Genomic DNA, 15975 nt, shown 5'->3' with positions numbered 1-15975 from the left:
CTTCCGATGGATGGGAAAGAATCAGTCGGTGCGACCGTCACGATCACACAACGTCCATCAAGGCTAGCAGCTCGCGAGCCACGTCCTCGACGGAGGTGTTGACCAGGGTCTCGTCGAACTCCGGCTCGGCCGCGAGTTCGATCTTCGCCGCCTCCAGCCGCCGCTCGATGACCTCGGGCGGCTCGGTCCCCCGCCCGGTGAGCCTGCGCACGAGCTCCTCCCAGGACGGAGGAGCCAGGAACACCAGCCGGCCCTCGGGCATGGACTCGCGGACCTGCCGGGCGCCCTGGAGGTCGATCTCCAGCAGCACCGGCACGCCCGCCTCCAGGTGCTCCAGCACGGCGGCGCGCGGGGTGCCGTAGCGGTTGCCCGCGAACTCGGCCCATTCCAGCAGCTCGCCGTTGGCGATCATCTTGTCCATCTCCTCGTCGGTGACGAAGAAGTAGTGGACGCCGTGCTGCTCACCGGGGCGTGGCTTGCGGGTCGTCGCCGACACCGAGAGCCAGACCTCGGGGTGTTCCTTGCGCATATGAGCGACGACCGTGCTCTTGCCGACCCCTGAGGGGCCGGAGAGCACGGTCAGCCGCGGACGTGCGTCCGGGGGTACGGGGGTCGCGCCCCGGGGTGTTACAGCCATGCGGCGATTATTCCAGCAATCGCGCGGTGCCCGGGACTCCTGCCCGGAGCAGCCGGCCTCAGGAGCCGGTGCTGCCGAACTCGCGCTCCAGGGAAGCGATCTGGTTGGACCCGAGGCCGCGCACGCGACGACTCTCGGAGATGCCGAGCCGCTCCATGATCTGCTTGGCGCGGACCTTGCCCACGCCCGGCAGGGACTCAAGAAGGGCGGAGACCTTCATCTTGCCGATGACGTCGTTCTCCTGGCCCTGCTTGATGACCTCGTGCAGGGAGGCGCCGGAGTGCTTGAGTCGATTCTTGACCTCGGCCCGCTCCCGGCGAGCCGCGGCGGCCTTTTCGAGCGCGGCTGCGCGCTGTTCAGGGGTTAGGGGCGGAAGAGCCACGCCTACGTCACCTCGGATGTCGAACTGTCGGATACGGACCGGTGAGGAACCTAGTCGCCCCACACCTGGGGAGCCACGAGCAACACGCTTGCCCGCTCTCCCCCACTGCGTTGAGGGCGTGGGAGGCGCCCCCACTCGACGGAGACTAGCGGTCCCGTCCGCCGGAGTCAGCGAGAACAGCGGAAAAGTCCTGGTCAGCCTCCGTCAGGCCGGGCATTTAGGACATAATGCCCCGGATTTGAGGATGTATCCAGACTCAGGCGCGCCCCGGACCGCCCATCGGGGCACTCAGCCGCCGGTCACCGCCGTCCTGATCTCCTCCGCGAAGCGCTCCGCGGCCCCGCGCAGCGCCCCCACCTCGGGACCGTGACGCAGAACACCCCGGCTGACGCTCGGGACCACACGGCGCACCGCGGCGCCGAACACCCGGGGAAGATCGGCCGGCGTCGCACCCTGCGCGCCGATCCCCGGCGCCAGCAGCGGCCCGCCCGTGTCCAGGTCGTACGACGACAGGTCGCCCAGCGTGGCCCCCACCACCGCGCCGAAGGAGCCGAGCGGGACCTGCCCCGCGTTCTCCTCGGCGAGGTGCGCGAGCACGGTCGCGGCGACGCTGCGGCCGTCGGGCCGCACGGCATGCTGGACCTCGGCGCCCTCCGGGTTGGAGGTCAGCGCCAGCACGAACAGGCCCGTGCCGCTCTCCCGCGCCAGGTCGACCGCAGGCCTCAGCGACCCGTAGCCGAGGTACGGCGAGACCGTGAGCGCGTCCGAGAACAAGGGCGCGTCCTCGCGCAGGAACGACTCGGCGTAGGCGGCCATGGTCGAGCCGATGTCGCCGCGCTTGGCGTCCATGACGACCAGCGCACCGGCCGCCCGGGCCTCCTGGACCGACTTCTCCAGGACGGCGAGGCCGCGCGAGCCGAAACGCTCGTAGAAGGCGCTCTGCGGCTTCAGGACGGCCACCCGGCCGGCCAGCGCCTCCACCACGGTGCGGCTGAACCGTTCCAGGCCGGCCACGTCGTCGTTCAGGCCCCACTCGGCGAGCAGCGAGGCGTGCGGGTCGATGCCGACGCACAGTGGGCCGCGCTCGTCCATGGCGCGGCGCAGCCGCGCGCCGAAGGGTTCCCTCGGGCTCATGCCGGCTCCCCTGCCTTCCTCACATCGGCGCCGACCGCGTCGGCGAGGGTGGCGTACGGGCTGGTCCGCAGGCGTGCGGCGAGCCCCTTGTGGATCGCGCGGCTCCAGAAGGGCCCCTGGTAGACGAAGGCGCTGTAGCCCTGCACCAGGGTGGCGCCGGCCAGGATGCGCTGCCAGGCGTCCTCGGCGTTCTCGATGCCGCCGACGCCGACCAGGGTGATCCGGTCGCCCACGCGCGCGTAGAGGCGGCGCAGCACCTGGAGGGAGCGCGCCTTCAGCGGGGCGCCCGACAGCCCGCCGGTCTCCTTCACGAGCGAGGGCGCGGAGTTCAGCCCGAGTCCCTCGCGCGCGATGGTGGTGTTGGTGGCGATGATCCCGTCCAGACCCAGCTCCACGGCGAGGTCGGCGACGGCGTCGACGTCCTCGTCGGCGAGGTCCGGCGCGATCTTCACCAGCAGCGGCACCCGGCGCCCGGGCACGACCCGGTCGGCGGCCTCGCGCACGGCGGCGAGGAGCGGGCGCAGCGCCTCGGTGGCCTGGAGGTCGCGCAGCCCGGGGGTGTTCGGCGAGGAGACGTTGACGACCAGGTAGTCGGCGTGCGGGGCCAGCCGCTCGGCGGACTTCACGTAGTCCCCGACGGCCTCCTCCTCCGGGACGGCCTTGGTCTTGCCGATGTTGACGCCCACGACGGTCCGGAACACGGGCGTGCGCGAGGCCAGGCGCGCGGCGACGGCGAGCGAGCCCTCGTTGTTGAAGCCCATGCGGTTGATCAGCGCGCGGTCCTGGACCAGCCGGAACAGCCGCTTCCTCGGGTTGCCGGGCTGCGGCTCCCCCGTGACCGTGCCGATCTCGACGTGGTCGAAGCCGAGCATCGACATCCCGTCGATCGCCACGGCGTTCTTGTCGAAGCCGGCGGCGAGCCCGAAGGGGCCGTGCATCCGCAGCCCGAGGGCCTCGGTGCGCAACTCCTTGTGGCGGGGGGCGAGCACGGCGGCGGCGAAGGTGCGCAGCACCGGGACGCGGGCGGCGAGCCGGATCCAGCGGAAGGCGAGGTGGTGCGCCTGTTCCGGGTCCATCCGCTGGAAGAACAGGCGGAAGAAGTGCTTGTACATCACTGAGTCACTGAGTCCTCGGGTGTCCTCGGGGCCTCATGGGTCCCCCTGGTCCTCGTGAAGAGGGGGACACCGCTTCCGGTGTCCCCCTCGGGGCTGCTAGTCGCGCGTCGCGGTCAGGAATCCCGCGTGTTCCTGGAGGGAGCGGACACCCACCTCGCCGCGGTGCAGGGCGTCGATGCCCTGGACGGCCGCCGCGAGCGCCTGGACCGTCGTGAGGCACGGCACGGAGCGCGCCACGGCCGCGGTGCGGATCTCGTAGCCGTCCAGGCGGCCGCCGGTGCCGTACGGGGTGTTGACGATGAGGTCGACCTCGCCGTCGTGGATGAGCTGGACGATGGTCCGCTCGCCGTTCGGCCCGGTGCCCTGCGACTGCTTGCGCACCACCGTGGCGTTGATGCCGTTGCGCTTGAGCACCTCGGCGGTGCCGGAGGTGGCGAGCAGTTCGAAGCCGTGGGCGACCAGCTCACGGGCCGGGAAGATCATCGACCGTTTGTCCCGGTTGGCCACCGAGATGAAGGCGCGGCCCTTGGTCGGCAGCGGACCGTAGGCCCCCGCCTGCGACTTCGCGTACGCGGTGCCGAAGACGGAGTCGATGCCCATGACCTCGCCGGTGGAGCGCATCTCGGGGCCGAGGACGGTGTCCACACCGCGTCCTGAGGTGTCCCGGAAGCGGCTCCAGGGCAGCACGGCCTCCTTGACGGAGATCGGCGCGTCCAGCGGCAGCGTGCCGCCGTCGCCGCTCTTCGGCAGCAGCCCCTCGTCGCGCAGTCCGGCGATGGTCGCGCCCAGCGAGATCCGGGCGGCGGCCTTGGCCAGCGGCACGGCGGTCGCCTTCGAGGTGAAGGGGACCGTACGGGAGGCGCGCGGGTTGGCCTCCAGGACGTAGAGGATGTCGCCGGACAGCGCGAACTGGATGTTGATCAGACCGCGCACCCCGACACCGCGCGCGATGGCCTCGGTGGAGGCCCGCAGCCGCTTGATGTCGTACCCGCCGAGCGTGATCGGCGGCAGCGCGCACGCCGAGTCGCCGGAGTGGATGCCGGCCTCCTCGATGTGCTCCATGACGCCGCCGAGGTACAGCTCCTCGCCGTCGTAGAGGGCGTCGACGTCGATCTCTATGGCGTCGTCGAGGAACCGGTCGACGAGCACCGGGCGGGAGGGGCTGATCTCGGTCGACTCGGCGATGTACGCCTCCAGGCGCGCCTCGTCGTACACGATCTCCATGCCTCGGCCGCCCAGGACGTAGGACGGGCGGACCAGGACCGGGTAGCCGATCTCGTCGGCGATGGTCTTGGCCCGGGCGAAGGTGGTGGCGGTGCCGTGCTTGGGGGCCGGCAGGCCCGCCTCGGCCAGCACCTGCCCGAAGGCGCCCCGGTCCTCGGCCGCGTGGATCGCCTCGGGCGGGGTGCCGACGATCGGCACGCCGTTGTCCTTCAGAGCCTGCGCCAGGCCCAGCGGGGTCTGGCCGCCGAGCTGGACGACGACACCGGCGATCGGGCCGGCCTGCCGCTCCGCGTGGACGATCTCCAGGACGTCCTCCAGGGTGAGCGGCTCGAAGTACAGCCGGTCGGAGGTGTCGTAGTCGGTGGAGACGGTCTCCGGGTTGCAGTTGACCATCACCGTCTCGTACCCGGCGTCGTGCAGCGCGAAGGAGGCGTGCACGCAGGAGTAGTCGAACTCGATGCCCTGGCCGATGCGGTTCGGGCCCGAGCCCAGGATGATCACTGCGGGCTTCTCGCGCGGGGCGACCTCGCTCTCCTCGTCGTAGGAGGAGTAGAAGTACGGCGTCCTCGCGGCGAACTCGGCGGCGCAGGTGTCGACCGTCTTGTAGACCGGGCGGATGCCGAGCGCGTGCCGCACCTCGCGGACGACGTCCTCGCGCAGGCCGCGGATCTCGCCGATCTGCTGGTCGGAGAAGCCGTGCCGCTTGGCCTCGGCGACCAGTTCGGCGGTCAGCTCGGGCGCCTCGGCCAGCTCGTCGGCGATCTCCTTGATCAGGAAGAGCTGGTCGACGAACCACGGGTCGATCTTGGTGGCGTCGAAGACCTCCTCGGGCGTGGCGCCCGCGCGGATGGCCTGCATGACCGCGTTGATCCGGCCGTCGGTCGGGCGGACGGCCTCGCGCAGGCGCTCGTGCCGGTCGCCGGGGTCGCCGACGAACGTGAACCGGCTGCCCTTCTTCTCCAGCGAGCGCAGGGCCTTCTGGAGGGCCTCGGTGAAGTTGCGGCCGATGGCCATGGCCTCGCCGACCGACTTCATGGTGGTGGTCAGCGTGGAGTCGGCCTGCGGGAACTTCTCGAAGGCGAACCGGGGCGCCTTGACGACCACGTAGTCGAGGCTCGGCTCGAAGGAGGCCGGGGTCTCGCGCGTGATGTCGTTGGGGATCTCGTCGAGGGTGTAGCCGACGGCGAGCTTGGCGGCGATCTTGGCGATGGGGAAGCCGGTCGCCTTGGAGGCGAGCGCGGAGGAGCGCGACACGCGCGGGTTCATCTCGATGACGATGACCCGGCCGTCCTCGGGGTTCACCGCGAACTGGATGTTGCACCCGCCGGTGTCGACGCCGACCTCGCGGATGACGGCGATGCCGATGTCGCGCAGGATCTGGTACTCGCGGTCGGTGAGCGTCATCGCCGGGGCGACGGTGATGGAGTCGCCGGTGTGCACGCCCATCGGGTCGAAGTTCTCGATGGAGCAGACGACCACGACGTTGTCGTGCTTGTCGCGCATCAGCTCCAGCTCGTACTCCTTCCAGCCGAGGATGGACTCCTCCAGGAGCACCTCGGTGGTCGGCGAGAGGGTGAGGCCCTGTCCGGCGATGCGGCGCAGTTCCTCCTCGTCGTGCGCGAAGCCGGAGCCTGCGCCGCCCATGGTGAAGGAGGGGCGGACCACGACCGGGTAGCCGCCGAGCTCGTCGACGCCGGCCAGGACCTCGTCCATGGTGTGGCAGATCACCGAGCGGGCGGACTCGCCGTGCCCGGTCCTGCGCCGGACGGCCTCCACGACCTCCTTGAACTGCTCACGGTCCTCACCCTTGTGGATGGCCTCGACGTTGGCGCCGATCAGCTCGACGCCGTACTTGTCCAGGACGCCGTTCTCGTGCAGCGAGATGGCGGTGTTGAGCGCGGTCTGGCCGCCCAGGGTGGGCAGCAGGGCGTCGGGGCGCTCCTTGGCGATGATCTTCTCGACGAAGTCCGGGGTGATCGGCTCGACGTAGGTGGCGTCGGCGATCTCCGGGTCGGTCATGATCGTCGCGGGGTTGGAGTTCACCAGGACGACGCGCAGGCCCTCGGCCTTCAGGATGCGGCAGGCCTGGGTCCCGGAGTAGTCGAACTCGGCGGCCTGGCCGATGACGATCGGGCCGGAGCCGATGACCAGGACGGACTGGATATCGGTGCGCTTAGGCACGCTGGCCCTCCATCAGGGAGACGAAGCGGTCGAACAGGTAGGCGGCGTCGTGGGGTCCAGCGGCCGCTTCGGGGTGGTACTGGACGCTGAAGGCCGGCCGGTCGAGGAGCTGGAGGCCTTCCACCACGTTGTCATTGAGGCAGACGTGGGAGACCTCGGCACGGCCGAAGGGGGTGTCGGAGACCCGGTCGGTGGGGGCGTCGACGGCGAAGCCGTGGTTGTGCGCGGTGACCTCGACCTTGCCGGTCGTACGGTCCTGCACCGGCTGGTTGATGCCGCGGTGGCCGTACTTCAGCTTGTAGGTGCCGAAACCGAGGGCGCGGCCGAGGATCTGGTTGCCGAAGCAGATGCCGAACAGCGGCGTGCCGCGCTCCAGGACGCCCCGCACGACGGAGACGGCGTGGTCGGCGGTGGCCGGGTCGCCGGGGCCGTTGGAGAAGAACACTCCGTCGGGCTCGACGGCGTACACGTCCTCGACCGTGGCGGTGGCGGGCAGCACGTGCACCTCGATGCCGCGCTCGGCCATGCGGTGCGGGGTCATGCCCTTGATGCCGAGGTCGACGGCGGCGACGGTGAACTTCCGGTCGCCGATCGCGGGGACGACGTACGCCTCCTCGGTGGCCACCTCGGCGGACAGGTCCGCGCCCTCCATCCGGGGGGACTCGAGGACCCGGGCCAGCAGCGTGGCGTCGTCCTGGACGGCCTCCCCGCTGAAGACGCCGACGCGCATGGCGCCGCGCTCGCGCAGGTGGCGGGTGAGGGCGCGGGTGTCGATGCCGCTGATGCCGACGACGCCCTGCGCGGCGAGCTCCTCGTCCAGGGTGCGCCGGGCACGCCAGTTGGAGGGCCGGCGGGCGGGGTCGCGCACGACGTAGCCGGAGACCCAGATGCGCTTCGACTCGGGGTCCTCGTCGTTGACGCCGGTGTTGCCGACGTGCGGGGCCGTCATCACGACGACCTGGCGGTGGTACGACGGGTCGGTGAGGGTCTCCTGGTAGCCGGTCATCCCGGTGGAGAACACGGCCTCGCCGAACGTCTCCCCCACGGCCCCGTAGGCACGGCCGCGGAAGATCCGGCCGTCCTCCAGGACGAGTACGGCGGGAACCCTCGAGGTTCCCCTGGTGGAGGTGGTCATCGTTCGGCGCCTTCCGTGCTGTTCTTCTCGATCATGGTGTTGAGGGCCTCGGCCCACGCGGTGTGCTCGGCCGCCCGGTCGGAGCGGAACCCCGAGTCGATCAGCCGCTCGCCGTGCTCCCAGGTCACGACGAGCACCCCGCCCTCGGTGAGCACCTTGCCGGCGATGCCCTTGTCGAGCCGGGCCCCGCGCAGCCGTGCGGCCGGGACGAAGAAGTCGTCCGCTCCGGGGCGCACCACGTCGAGGCCCGCGTCGGTCAGGGTCAACTCGGCCCGGCTGCGGGTGCCCAGACCGCGCGCCACGATGCGGTCCAGCCACTGTCCGGCGGTGGTGGAGCCGTGGTAGCGGCCGGTCATGGTCAGTACCGCCGGACCGGGCTCCTCGGGCGCGCTCGGCAGCTCCGGCAGGTCGCCCTGGAGCGTGGCGCGCCACTTCCAGCCCTCGCGCATCAGCCAGTAGACGAGGGCGATGAACAGGAGCAGGGCGACCAGCCAGCCGATGCGGGCGGCCCAGTCGGTGACCGCGGCCGATTTCCCTTCCGCGGCGATGTCGGTCGCGATCCCGGCTGCGAGCAGAGGTGCAGGTGTCACGTGAGCTTCCCGTCGACGAGCGTGGCCTTGCCCCGGAGCCACGTGTGGGTGACACGGGCCGGCAGCTCACGTCCCTCGTAGGGAGTGTTCCGGCTGCGCGAGGCGAAGCCCGCGGGGTCCACCTGCCCACGGTATGCCGTGTCGACCAGCGTGAGGTTGGCGGGCTCACCTGCCGAGACGGGGCGTCCGTGGCCGGTGGCCCGTCCGATCCGGGCCGGCGCGAAGGACATGCGGTCCGCGACGCCCGCCCAGTCCAGCAGGCCGGTGTCGACCATGGTCTCCTGGACCACCGACAGGGCCGTCTCCAGGCCGACCATGCCCATGGCGGCCGCGGCCCACTCGCAGTCCTTGTCCTCGTGCGGGTGCGGGGCGTGGTCGGTGGCGACGATGTCGATGGTGCCGTCGGCGAGCGCCTCGCGCAGGGCGCGCACGTCCCGCTCGGTGCGCAGCGGCGGGTTGACCTTGTAGACCGGGTCGTAGGTGCGCACCAGTTCGTCGGTGAGGAGCAGGTGGTGCGGGGTGACCTCGGCGGTGACCTGGATGCCGCGGGACTTGGCCCAGCGGACGATCTCGACGCTGCCCGCAGTCGACAGGTGGCAGATGTGGACGCGGGAGCCGACGTGCTCGGCGAGCAGGACGTCGCGGGCGATGACCGACTCCTCCGCGACGGCCGGCCAGCCGCCGAGGCCCAGCTCGGCGGAGACGACGCCCTCGTTCATCTGGGCGCCCTCGGTCAGCCGCGGCTCCTGGGCGTGCTGGGCGACGACGCCGCCGAATGCCTTCACGTACTCCAGCGCCCGGCGCATGATCACCGCGTCGTCGACGCACTTGCCGTCGTCGGAGAAGACGGTGACGCCGGCGGCCGACTCGTGCATGGCGCCGAGTTCGGCGAGCTTCCTGCCCTCCAGGCCGACCGTGACGGCGCCGATGGGCTGCACGTCGCAGTAGCCGTGCTCCCGGCCCAGCCGCCAGACCTGCTCGACGACGCCGGCGGTGTCGGCCACGGGGAAGGTGTTGGCCATGGCGAACACGGCGGTGTAGCCGCCCGAGGCGGCCGCGCGGGTGCCGGTCAGTACGGTCTCGGAGTCCTCGCGGCCCGGTTCGCGCAGGTGGGTGTGCAGGTCGACCAGGCCCGGCAGCAGCACCTTGCCGTCGGCCTCGACGGTCTCGGCGCCGTCGGCGCTCAGCCCGGTGCCGACCGCCTCGACGGTCCCGCCGTCGATCAGGACGTCCTGCGGCGCGCCGCCGAGCACCTTGGCACCACGGATCAGGATCTTGCTCATGTGTCTACTTCTCCTCGGCGAAAGAGGTGCGCGCGGAGCGCTCGTCAGAGGGGCGGTGGTGGGAGACGGGCGGGCGGGCTTGGGGGGCGGGTTCCATGCCGCCGAGCAGCAGGTACAGCACGGCCATGCGGATGGAGACGCCGTTGGTGACCTGCTCCAGGGCGGTGCAGCGGTCGGAGTCGGCGACCTCGGCGGTGATCTCCATGCCGCGGACCATCGGGCCGGGGTGCATCACGAGGGCGTGCTCGGGCATCCGGGCCATCCGCTCGCCGTCCAGGCCGTAGCGCCGCGCGTACTCGCGCTCGGTCGGGAAGAAGGCGGCGTTCATGCGCTCGCGCTGCACGCGGAGCATCATCACGGCGTCGGACTTGGGCAGGGTGGCGTCGAGGTCGTAGGAGACCTCGCAGGGCCAGCTCTCGACGCCGACCGGCAGCAGGGTGGGCGGGGCGACCAGGGTGACGTCGGCGCCGAGGGTGTGCAGCAGGTCCACGTTGGAGCGGGCCACCCGGCTGTGCAGCACGTCGCCGACGAGGGTGACGCGCCTGCCGGACAGGTCCTGGCCGAGGCCCGCGTCCCTGCCGACCAGCCGGCGGCGCAGGGTGAAGGCGTCGAGCAGGGCCTGGGTGGGGTGCTGGTGGGTGCCGTCGCCGGCGTTGATGACGGCGGCGTCGATCCAGCCGGAGTTGGCCAGCCGGTACGGGGCACCGGAGGCGCCGTGCCGGATGACCACGGCGTCGACGCCCATGGCCTCCAGGGTCTGGGCGGTGTCCTTCAGGGACTCGCCCTTGGACACCGAGGATCCCTTGGCGGTGAAGTTGATGACGTCCGCGGACAGCCGCTTCTCCGCGGCCTCGAAGGAGATCCGGGTGCGGGTCGAGTCCTCGAAGAAGAGGTTGACGACGGTGCGGCCGCGCAGGGTCGGCAGCTTCTTGATCGGCCGGTCGGCGACCCGGGCCATCTCCTCGGCGGTGTCGAGGATCAGGACGGCGTCGTCGCGGGTGAGGTCGGCGGCCGAGATGAGATGACGCTGCATCTGTCAGGCTCCGTAAGGCGGTTCATTCGGGAGAATTGGGGCAGACGGGCGCGTGCGAGGGCACACGCGCGGGGCGTACGGCGATGCGTACGCGCGCGTGTTACGGGTGTTCGCCCTGGGCGGCCGGCTTGGCGCCGAGCAGCACGGTGTCGCGACCGTCCTCCTCGGCGAGCAGGACCTTGACCGTCTCCCGCAGCGACGTGGGGAGGTTCTTGCCGACGTAGTCGGCGCGGATCGGCAGTTCACGGTGGCCGCGGTCGACGAGGACGGCGAGCTGCACCGCGCGCGGGCGCCCGATGTCGTTCAGGGCGTCGAGGGCGGCGCGGATGGTTCGGCCGGAGAAGAGCACGTCGTCGACGAGGACGACCAGGCGGCCGTCGATGCCGTCACCGGGGATCTCGGTGCGGGCCAGTGCGCGCGGGGGCTGCATGCGCAGGTCGTCGCGGTACATGGTGATGTCGAGCGAGCCGTGCGGGACCTTGCGTTCGGTGATCTGCTCGAGCTTGGCGGCGAGCCGCTGGGCAAGGAAGACGCCCCGGGTCGGAATGCCGAGGAGCACCACGTCGTCGGCGCCCTTGGCGCGCTCGACGATCTCGTGGGCGATGCGGGTCAGCACCCGCGCGATGTCGGGGCCCTCGAGAACGGGCCGGGCTTCGGACGCTTGCGCGTCTGCGTGCGTGTCCATACGAAACGGACCTCCTTCTCCGCCTCACGGGACGGACCTTAAAGGACGTCGGAATTGCGCCATACACGCTACCAGGTGCCGGAGAGCTCCCCGATCACCCCCTTGGCGCAACCGGCCGCGGTTACCACGGAAGCGGCGCCCCGGACCATTCGGCTTGACGCGGCAGAGTAACGCTGCGTAACCTCACAGTGAGTTACCAGCCGCGCGGTCTGGCAGCGAAGCCAGTCGCGTCGACACAGTGTCCGGGGAGCCATATGTCCAGCGAATACGCCAAACAGCTCGGGGCCAAGCTCCGGGCGATCCGCACCCAGCAGGGCCTTTCCCTCCACGGTGTCGAGGAGAAGAGCCAGGGACGCTGGAAGGCGGTCGTGGTCGGCTCGTACGAGCGCGGCGACCGTGCCGTGACCGTGCAGCGCCTCGCCGAGCTGGCGGACTTCTACGGGGTCCCCGTGCAGGAACTGCTGCCGGGCACCACCCCGGGCGGAGCCGCCGAGCCCCCGCCGAAGCTGGTCCTCGACCTGGAGCGGCTGGCCACCGTGCCGGCCGAGAAGGCGGGCCCCCTCCAGCGATACGCGGCCACGATCCAGTCGCAGCGCGGTGACTACAACGGCAAGGTGCTCTCCATCCGCCAGGACGACCTGCGCACACTCGCCGTCATCTACGACCAGTCGCCCTCGGTCCTCACCGAGCAGCTGATCAGCTGGGGTGTACTGGACGCGGACGCGCGCCGCGCGGTGGCGTCCCACGAGGAGAGCTGACCGCTCCGCCGACTCAGCAGAAACGTGGGGGGGGGGGGGGGGGGGGGGGGGGGGGGGCGGGGGCCCGGGGGGGGGGGGGGCGGGGGGGGGGGGGGGGGGGGGGGGGGGGCCGGCCGCCCCCCCCGACCCCGCGCGGGCCGCCCCCCCCCCCCCCCCCCCCCCCCCCCCCACCCCCCCCGGGGGGGGGGGGGGCCCCCCCCCCCGCGGCCCCCCCCCCCCCCGGAGGCTTTTCCGCGGCCCTGAGGGGCGGGCGTGATCCTGCCGTAGCGGGCCGCGCACACGGACGAGGGGGTGGGGACACGCACGGACGCCGAGAGGCCCGCAGCAGTCGTGCTGCGGGCCTCTGCGGGTCCGTCCGGCGCCGGCCGTGCGGGCCGGCTCCTTCTTTCTCACACCTGGTCGCGGCGGAGGGAGGGCTTGAGCTCCTTCAGACGGCCCAGCAGGCCGTTGACGAACGAGGGCGACTCGTCCGTGGAGAACTCCTTCGCCAGTTGCACCATCTCGTCCAGCACGACGGCGTCCGGGGTCTCGTCGGCCCAGATCAGCTCGTACGCGCCGAGCCGCAGGATGTTGCGGTCCACGACCGGCATGCGGTCCAGCGTCCAGCCGACCGCGTACTGCGCGATCAGCTCGTCGATCCGGGTCGCGTGCTCCGCGTAGCCCTCGACGAGCTGCATCGTGTACTCGCTCACCGGGGGCTGCCGGGTGTCGGTCCGGGAGAGCCGGATCCAGTCGGCGAGGACCGTCAGGACGTCGGCGCCGCGCTGGTCGCCCTCGAAGAGGATCTGGAAGGCACGCTTGCGGGCCGTGTTACGGGCAGCCACGGTTAGCTGTTCACCCGGCCGAGGTAGTCGCTCGTACGGGTGTCGACCTTGATCTTCTCGCCGGTGGTGATGAAGAGCGGGACCTGGATCTGGTGGCCGGTCTCCAGGGTGGCGGGCTTGGTGCCACCGGTGGAGCGGTCGCCCTGGACGCCCGGCTCGGTCTCGGCGATGGTCAGCTCGACGGCGGCGGGCAGCTCGACGAAGAGCACCTCGCCCTCGTGCTGGGCGACGGTCGCCTCGAAGCCCTCGACCAGGAAGTTGGCGGTGTCGCCGACGACCTTGCGGTCGATGTGCAGCTGGTCGTAGGTCTCCATGTCCATGAAGACGAAGTAGTCGCCGTCCATGTAGGAGAACTGCATGTCACGCTTGTCGACGGTGGCCGTTTCGACCTTGACGCCGGCGTTGAACGTCTTGTCGACGGTCTTCCCGGACAGCACGTTCTTGAGCTTGGTGCGCACGAAGGCGGGGCCCTTGCCGGGCTTGACGTGCTGGAACTCGACGACGGACCACAGCTGGCCGCCGTCGAGCTTGAGCACCATGCCGTTCTTGAGGTCGTTCGTGGAAGCCACGGTTGCGGAATCTCCTGGACTGACGTACGACCCTGGGGCAGGCGCACAGCGCGAGGCTAGAGCGCGAGGAGCTCCTTGGTCGTGATGGTGAGTAGCTCGGGTCCGCCGTCCGCCTCGGGGCGTACGACGAGCGTGTCATCGATCCGGACACCGCCCCGGCCCGGGAGGTGGACCCCGGGTTCGACAGTGACCGGCACGCAAGCGTCCAGTTTACCCATGGCCGAAGGGGCCAGCTGCGGGTCCTCGTCGATTTCGAGTCCGACCCCGTGTCCGGTGAGCGGTTGCAGGCTCTCGGCGAACCCGGCCGAATCCAGTACCTGGCGTGCGGCGCGGTCGACTTCACGGTAGGCGGCACCGGGGGCCAGGGCCTCCCGACCGGCGCGCTGGGCTGCGAAGACGAGGTCGTAGAGCTGGATCTGCCAGTCCGCCGGGGACGTGCCGATCACGAAGGTACGGCCGATCTCGCAGCGGTAGCCGCGGTAGGCGGCGCCCAGGCACACCGTGAGGAAGTCGCCCTCCTCGACCCGTCGGTCGGTGGGCCGGTGGCCGCGGCGGCCGGAGTTCGGGCCGGTGGCCACGGAGGTCGGGAAGGCGGGTCCGTCGGCGCCGTGGTCGACGAGCCGCCGCTCCAGTTCCAGGGCGAGATGGCGCTCGGTGCGGCCGACCAGGATGGACTCCAGCAGCTCGCCCAGGGCCTGGTCGGCGATCTCGGCACCGATTCTCAGACAGGAGATCTCCTCCTCGTCCTTGACGACTCTGAGCTGCTCGACCGCGCCGCCCAGATCGGCCAGGCGCAGCCGGGGCGCCACCGAGCCGAGGGCGCGGTGGCGGGCCACCGTGAGGTGGTGCTCCTCCACGGCGAGCGAGTCGGCGCCCTGGGCGCGGGCGTGGTCGGCGGCGGCGACGGCCGGGTCGCCGCCGTGGGGTTGGGGCAGGACCTGCACCGGCAGCGCCTCGTCGGGACGGCCCTCGTAGGGCCGGTCGTCCGGCGGGCTCAGGCACACCAGCAGGTCCTCGCGCCTTCCGAGAAGCAGGACGGCACCCTGCGGGGCGGCCCCCGCGAGGTACCGCACATTGGCGGGACGAGTCACCAGCGCCGCCGCGCTGCCGCCCGCGTTGCAGCGCTCCCTCAGCCGGGTCCGGCGGGCCGCGTACACCTCTGACATGAACCGAGCGTAAGAGTCATGGCTCAATATCGCCGTTCGAGAGGTCCGAGTGGGTCTGCGGATTCCCGGCCGCGGCCCGCCCGGGCCGCCGGGCACGGCCGCGTCCTACCAGTTCGGGGGGCTGGCGATGGCCCGGGACAGGACCTCGTCCAGGACGCGGGCCGTGGCCGGGACGTCGAGTTGGGAGTTGTCGATGATGGGCAGGCCGGAGCCGTACCAGCCGGCCATGCGGCCGTGGATGCGGGCGACCTCCTCGTCGGTCAGCCGGCGGTTGCCGGAGCGCTCGGCGTTGCGCTCCAGGACGATGTCGAGGCCGGGCAGCAGCACGACCGGGAGCAGGCCGGGGCCGACGTGGCGCTTCCAGCCGCCGAGTCCGACCACCGGGCGGTCGGGGAAGACGGCGTCGTCGAGGATGCACGAGATGCCGTTGGCGAGGAAGTTGCGGGCGGCGAAGCCGCAGGTGCGGCGGGCGAGCCGGTACTGCGCCTCGGAGTGGTCGTTCCATCCCGACTGCGGGTCCGCGAAGCCGGAGCGTACCCACTCGCGGACGTCGTCGAGGCTGATGTGCGCGGTGGGCACGCGGCGGTGGTCGGCCCAGTACTTGGCCACGCTCGTCTTGCCCGCCCCGGCCGGCCCGATCAACAGCACCGCCAGCGTGGTGGCCGACGGATCGGGCACACTCTGGGCCGGCGGCACGCTGGGCATCCCGACGGGACCGCCGGGCGGCAACCGGACATGCCCGGTCCCGTCCGGCACGGGCGCCGCGGCGGGCGGCGGCACGGGGGCCGACTGGCGGGGGGCCTGGGGGTGCGGGCTCTGCGGGTGCGGGCTCTGCGGGTGCGGCACGGACGGGGGCGGGCCCTGAGGGTGCGGGTTCCGGGGATGCGGCGCCGCCGGGGGCGGACCCTCGGGGCGCGGGCCCTGCACGTGCGGACCCGACGGATGCGGGCCCGGCGACTGCTGCGCCGACGGACGCGGACCCTGGACATGCGGCGCCGCCGGGGGCGGACCCTCGGGGCGCGGGCCCTGGACGTGCGGAGCCGGCGGATGCGGGCCCGGTGGCTGGGGCGCCTGTGTGCCGGGGTGGCCCGGGGCCCGGGGCGGTGCGGGGGGCGGGCCCTGAGGGGCGTTCGGGTGCCGCGGGTCGGGGTGGTGTGCGGCCGGCGCCCAGCCGGCGGCCGGTCCGTGCCCCGGCTGGTGGGGCGGCGGCAGCGGTGAACCCACTGCGTCCTGCATCCGGTGCGACTCCGTCTCGTACG

The 15975-nt window shown here is 71.9% G+C and carries 15 protein-coding genes; 1 reads left to right on the top strand and 14 read right to left on the bottom strand.

What is annotated here, in order from left to right:
* Positions 1–43: 43 nt before the first annotated feature.
* The 10 genes from gmk to pyrR form a co-directional block, all read right to left on the bottom strand.
* Positions 44–637: a guanylate kinase gene (gene gmk, locus ACF09J_RS16635; protein ID WP_392306125.1), complete on the bottom strand. Its 594-nt coding sequence runs from the start codon at positions 635–637 to the stop codon at positions 44–46.
* Between the two features lie 58 nt (positions 638–695).
* Positions 696–1019 (bottom strand): integration host factor, encoded by a 324-nt coding sequence (locus ACF09J_RS16630; RefSeq protein ID WP_003977346.1) that lies wholly within the window; start codon positions 1017–1019, stop codon positions 696–698.
* A 288-nt stretch (positions 1020–1307) separates the two neighbouring features.
* Positions 1308–2153, bottom strand: coding sequence for an orotidine-5'-phosphate decarboxylase (pyrF, locus tag ACF09J_RS16625; protein ID WP_392306124.1), 846 nt, complete (start codon positions 2151–2153; stop codon positions 1308–1310).
* Entirely contained in the window at positions 2150–3265 is a 1116-nt protein-coding gene (locus ACF09J_RS16620; protein ID WP_392306123.1) for a quinone-dependent dihydroorotate dehydrogenase, read from the bottom strand. The genes pyrF and ACF09J_RS16620 overlap by 4 nt, the downstream gene beginning before the upstream one ends.
* Before the next feature lie 99 nt (positions 3266–3364).
* The gene (carB, locus tag ACF09J_RS16615; RefSeq protein WP_392306122.1) at positions 3365–6673 is read right to left on the bottom strand and encodes a carbamoyl-phosphate synthase large subunit; all 3309 of its coding nucleotides are present in this window, start codon (positions 6671–6673) and stop codon (positions 3365–3367) included.
* Entirely contained in the window at positions 6666–7808 is a 1143-nt protein-coding gene (carA, locus tag ACF09J_RS16610) for a glutamine-hydrolyzing carbamoyl-phosphate synthase small subunit (protein WP_392306121.1), read from the bottom strand. The genes carB and carA overlap by 8 nt, the downstream gene beginning before the upstream one ends.
* Complete coding sequence (locus tag ACF09J_RS16605; protein WP_392306120.1) at positions 7805–8398, bottom strand: hypothetical protein; 594 nt, start codon at positions 8396–8398, stop codon at positions 7805–7807. The genes carA and ACF09J_RS16605 overlap by 4 nt, the downstream gene beginning before the upstream one ends.
* A complete protein-coding gene (locus ACF09J_RS16600; protein WP_392306119.1) occupies positions 8395–9681 on the bottom strand; it encodes a dihydroorotase in 1287 nt (428 codons plus the stop codon). Before ACF09J_RS16600 ends, ACF09J_RS16605 begins: the two co-directional genes overlap by 4 nt.
* A gap of 4 nt (positions 9682–9685) precedes the next feature.
* Positions 9686–10714: an aspartate carbamoyltransferase catalytic subunit gene (locus ACF09J_RS16595; RefSeq protein WP_392306118.1), complete on the bottom strand. Its 1029-nt coding sequence runs from the start codon at positions 10712–10714 to the stop codon at positions 9686–9688.
* Between the two features lie 100 nt (positions 10715–10814).
* Positions 10815–11399, bottom strand: coding sequence for a bifunctional pyr operon transcriptional regulator/uracil phosphoribosyltransferase PyrR (gene pyrR, locus ACF09J_RS16590; RefSeq protein ID WP_392306117.1), 585 nt, complete (start codon positions 11397–11399; stop codon positions 10815–10817).
* A 254-nt stretch (positions 11400–11653) separates the two neighbouring features.
* Here pyrR and bldD point away from each other — a divergent pair, with 254 nt between their 5' ends.
* On the top strand, positions 11654–12157 hold the full coding sequence (gene bldD, locus ACF09J_RS16585; protein WP_004990661.1) for a transcriptional regulator BldD: 504 nt from the start codon (positions 11654–11656) through the stop codon (positions 12155–12157).
* A 389-nt stretch (positions 12158–12546) separates the two neighbouring features.
* Here the strand turns inward: bldD and nusB are convergent, their stop codons facing one another.
* The 4 genes from nusB to ACF09J_RS16565 all read right to left on the bottom strand — a co-directional run bounded on the left by nusB (position 12547) and on the right by ACF09J_RS16565 (position 15952).
* Entirely contained in the window at positions 12547–12981 is a 435-nt protein-coding gene (gene nusB / locus ACF09J_RS16580; protein ID WP_390724322.1) for a transcription antitermination factor NusB, read from the bottom strand.
* A gap of 2 nt (positions 12982–12983) precedes the next feature.
* A complete protein-coding gene (gene efp, locus ACF09J_RS16575) occupies positions 12984–13550 on the bottom strand; it encodes an elongation factor P (protein WP_392306116.1) in 567 nt (188 codons plus the stop codon).
* Positions 13551–13606: 56 nt separating this feature from the next.
* Positions 13607–14716, bottom strand: a complete 1110-nt coding sequence (locus tag ACF09J_RS16570) for an aminopeptidase P family protein (protein WP_392306115.1) — start codon at positions 14714–14716, stop codon at positions 13607–13609.
* A gap of 105 nt (positions 14717–14821) precedes the next feature.
* On the bottom strand, positions 14822–15952 hold the full coding sequence (locus tag ACF09J_RS16565) for an AAA family ATPase (RefSeq protein WP_392306114.1): 1131 nt from the start codon (positions 15950–15952) through the stop codon (positions 14822–14824).
* Positions 15953–15975 lie beyond the last annotated feature (23 nt).

This window comes from Streptomyces sp. NPDC014889, assembly GCF_043081205.1.
Taxonomy (GTDB): domain Bacteria; phylum Actinomycetota; class Actinomycetes; order Streptomycetales; family Streptomycetaceae; genus Streptomyces.
Note: the sequence above shows the minus strand (reverse complement) of the source record. Positions and strands in the feature narration are given on the sequence as shown.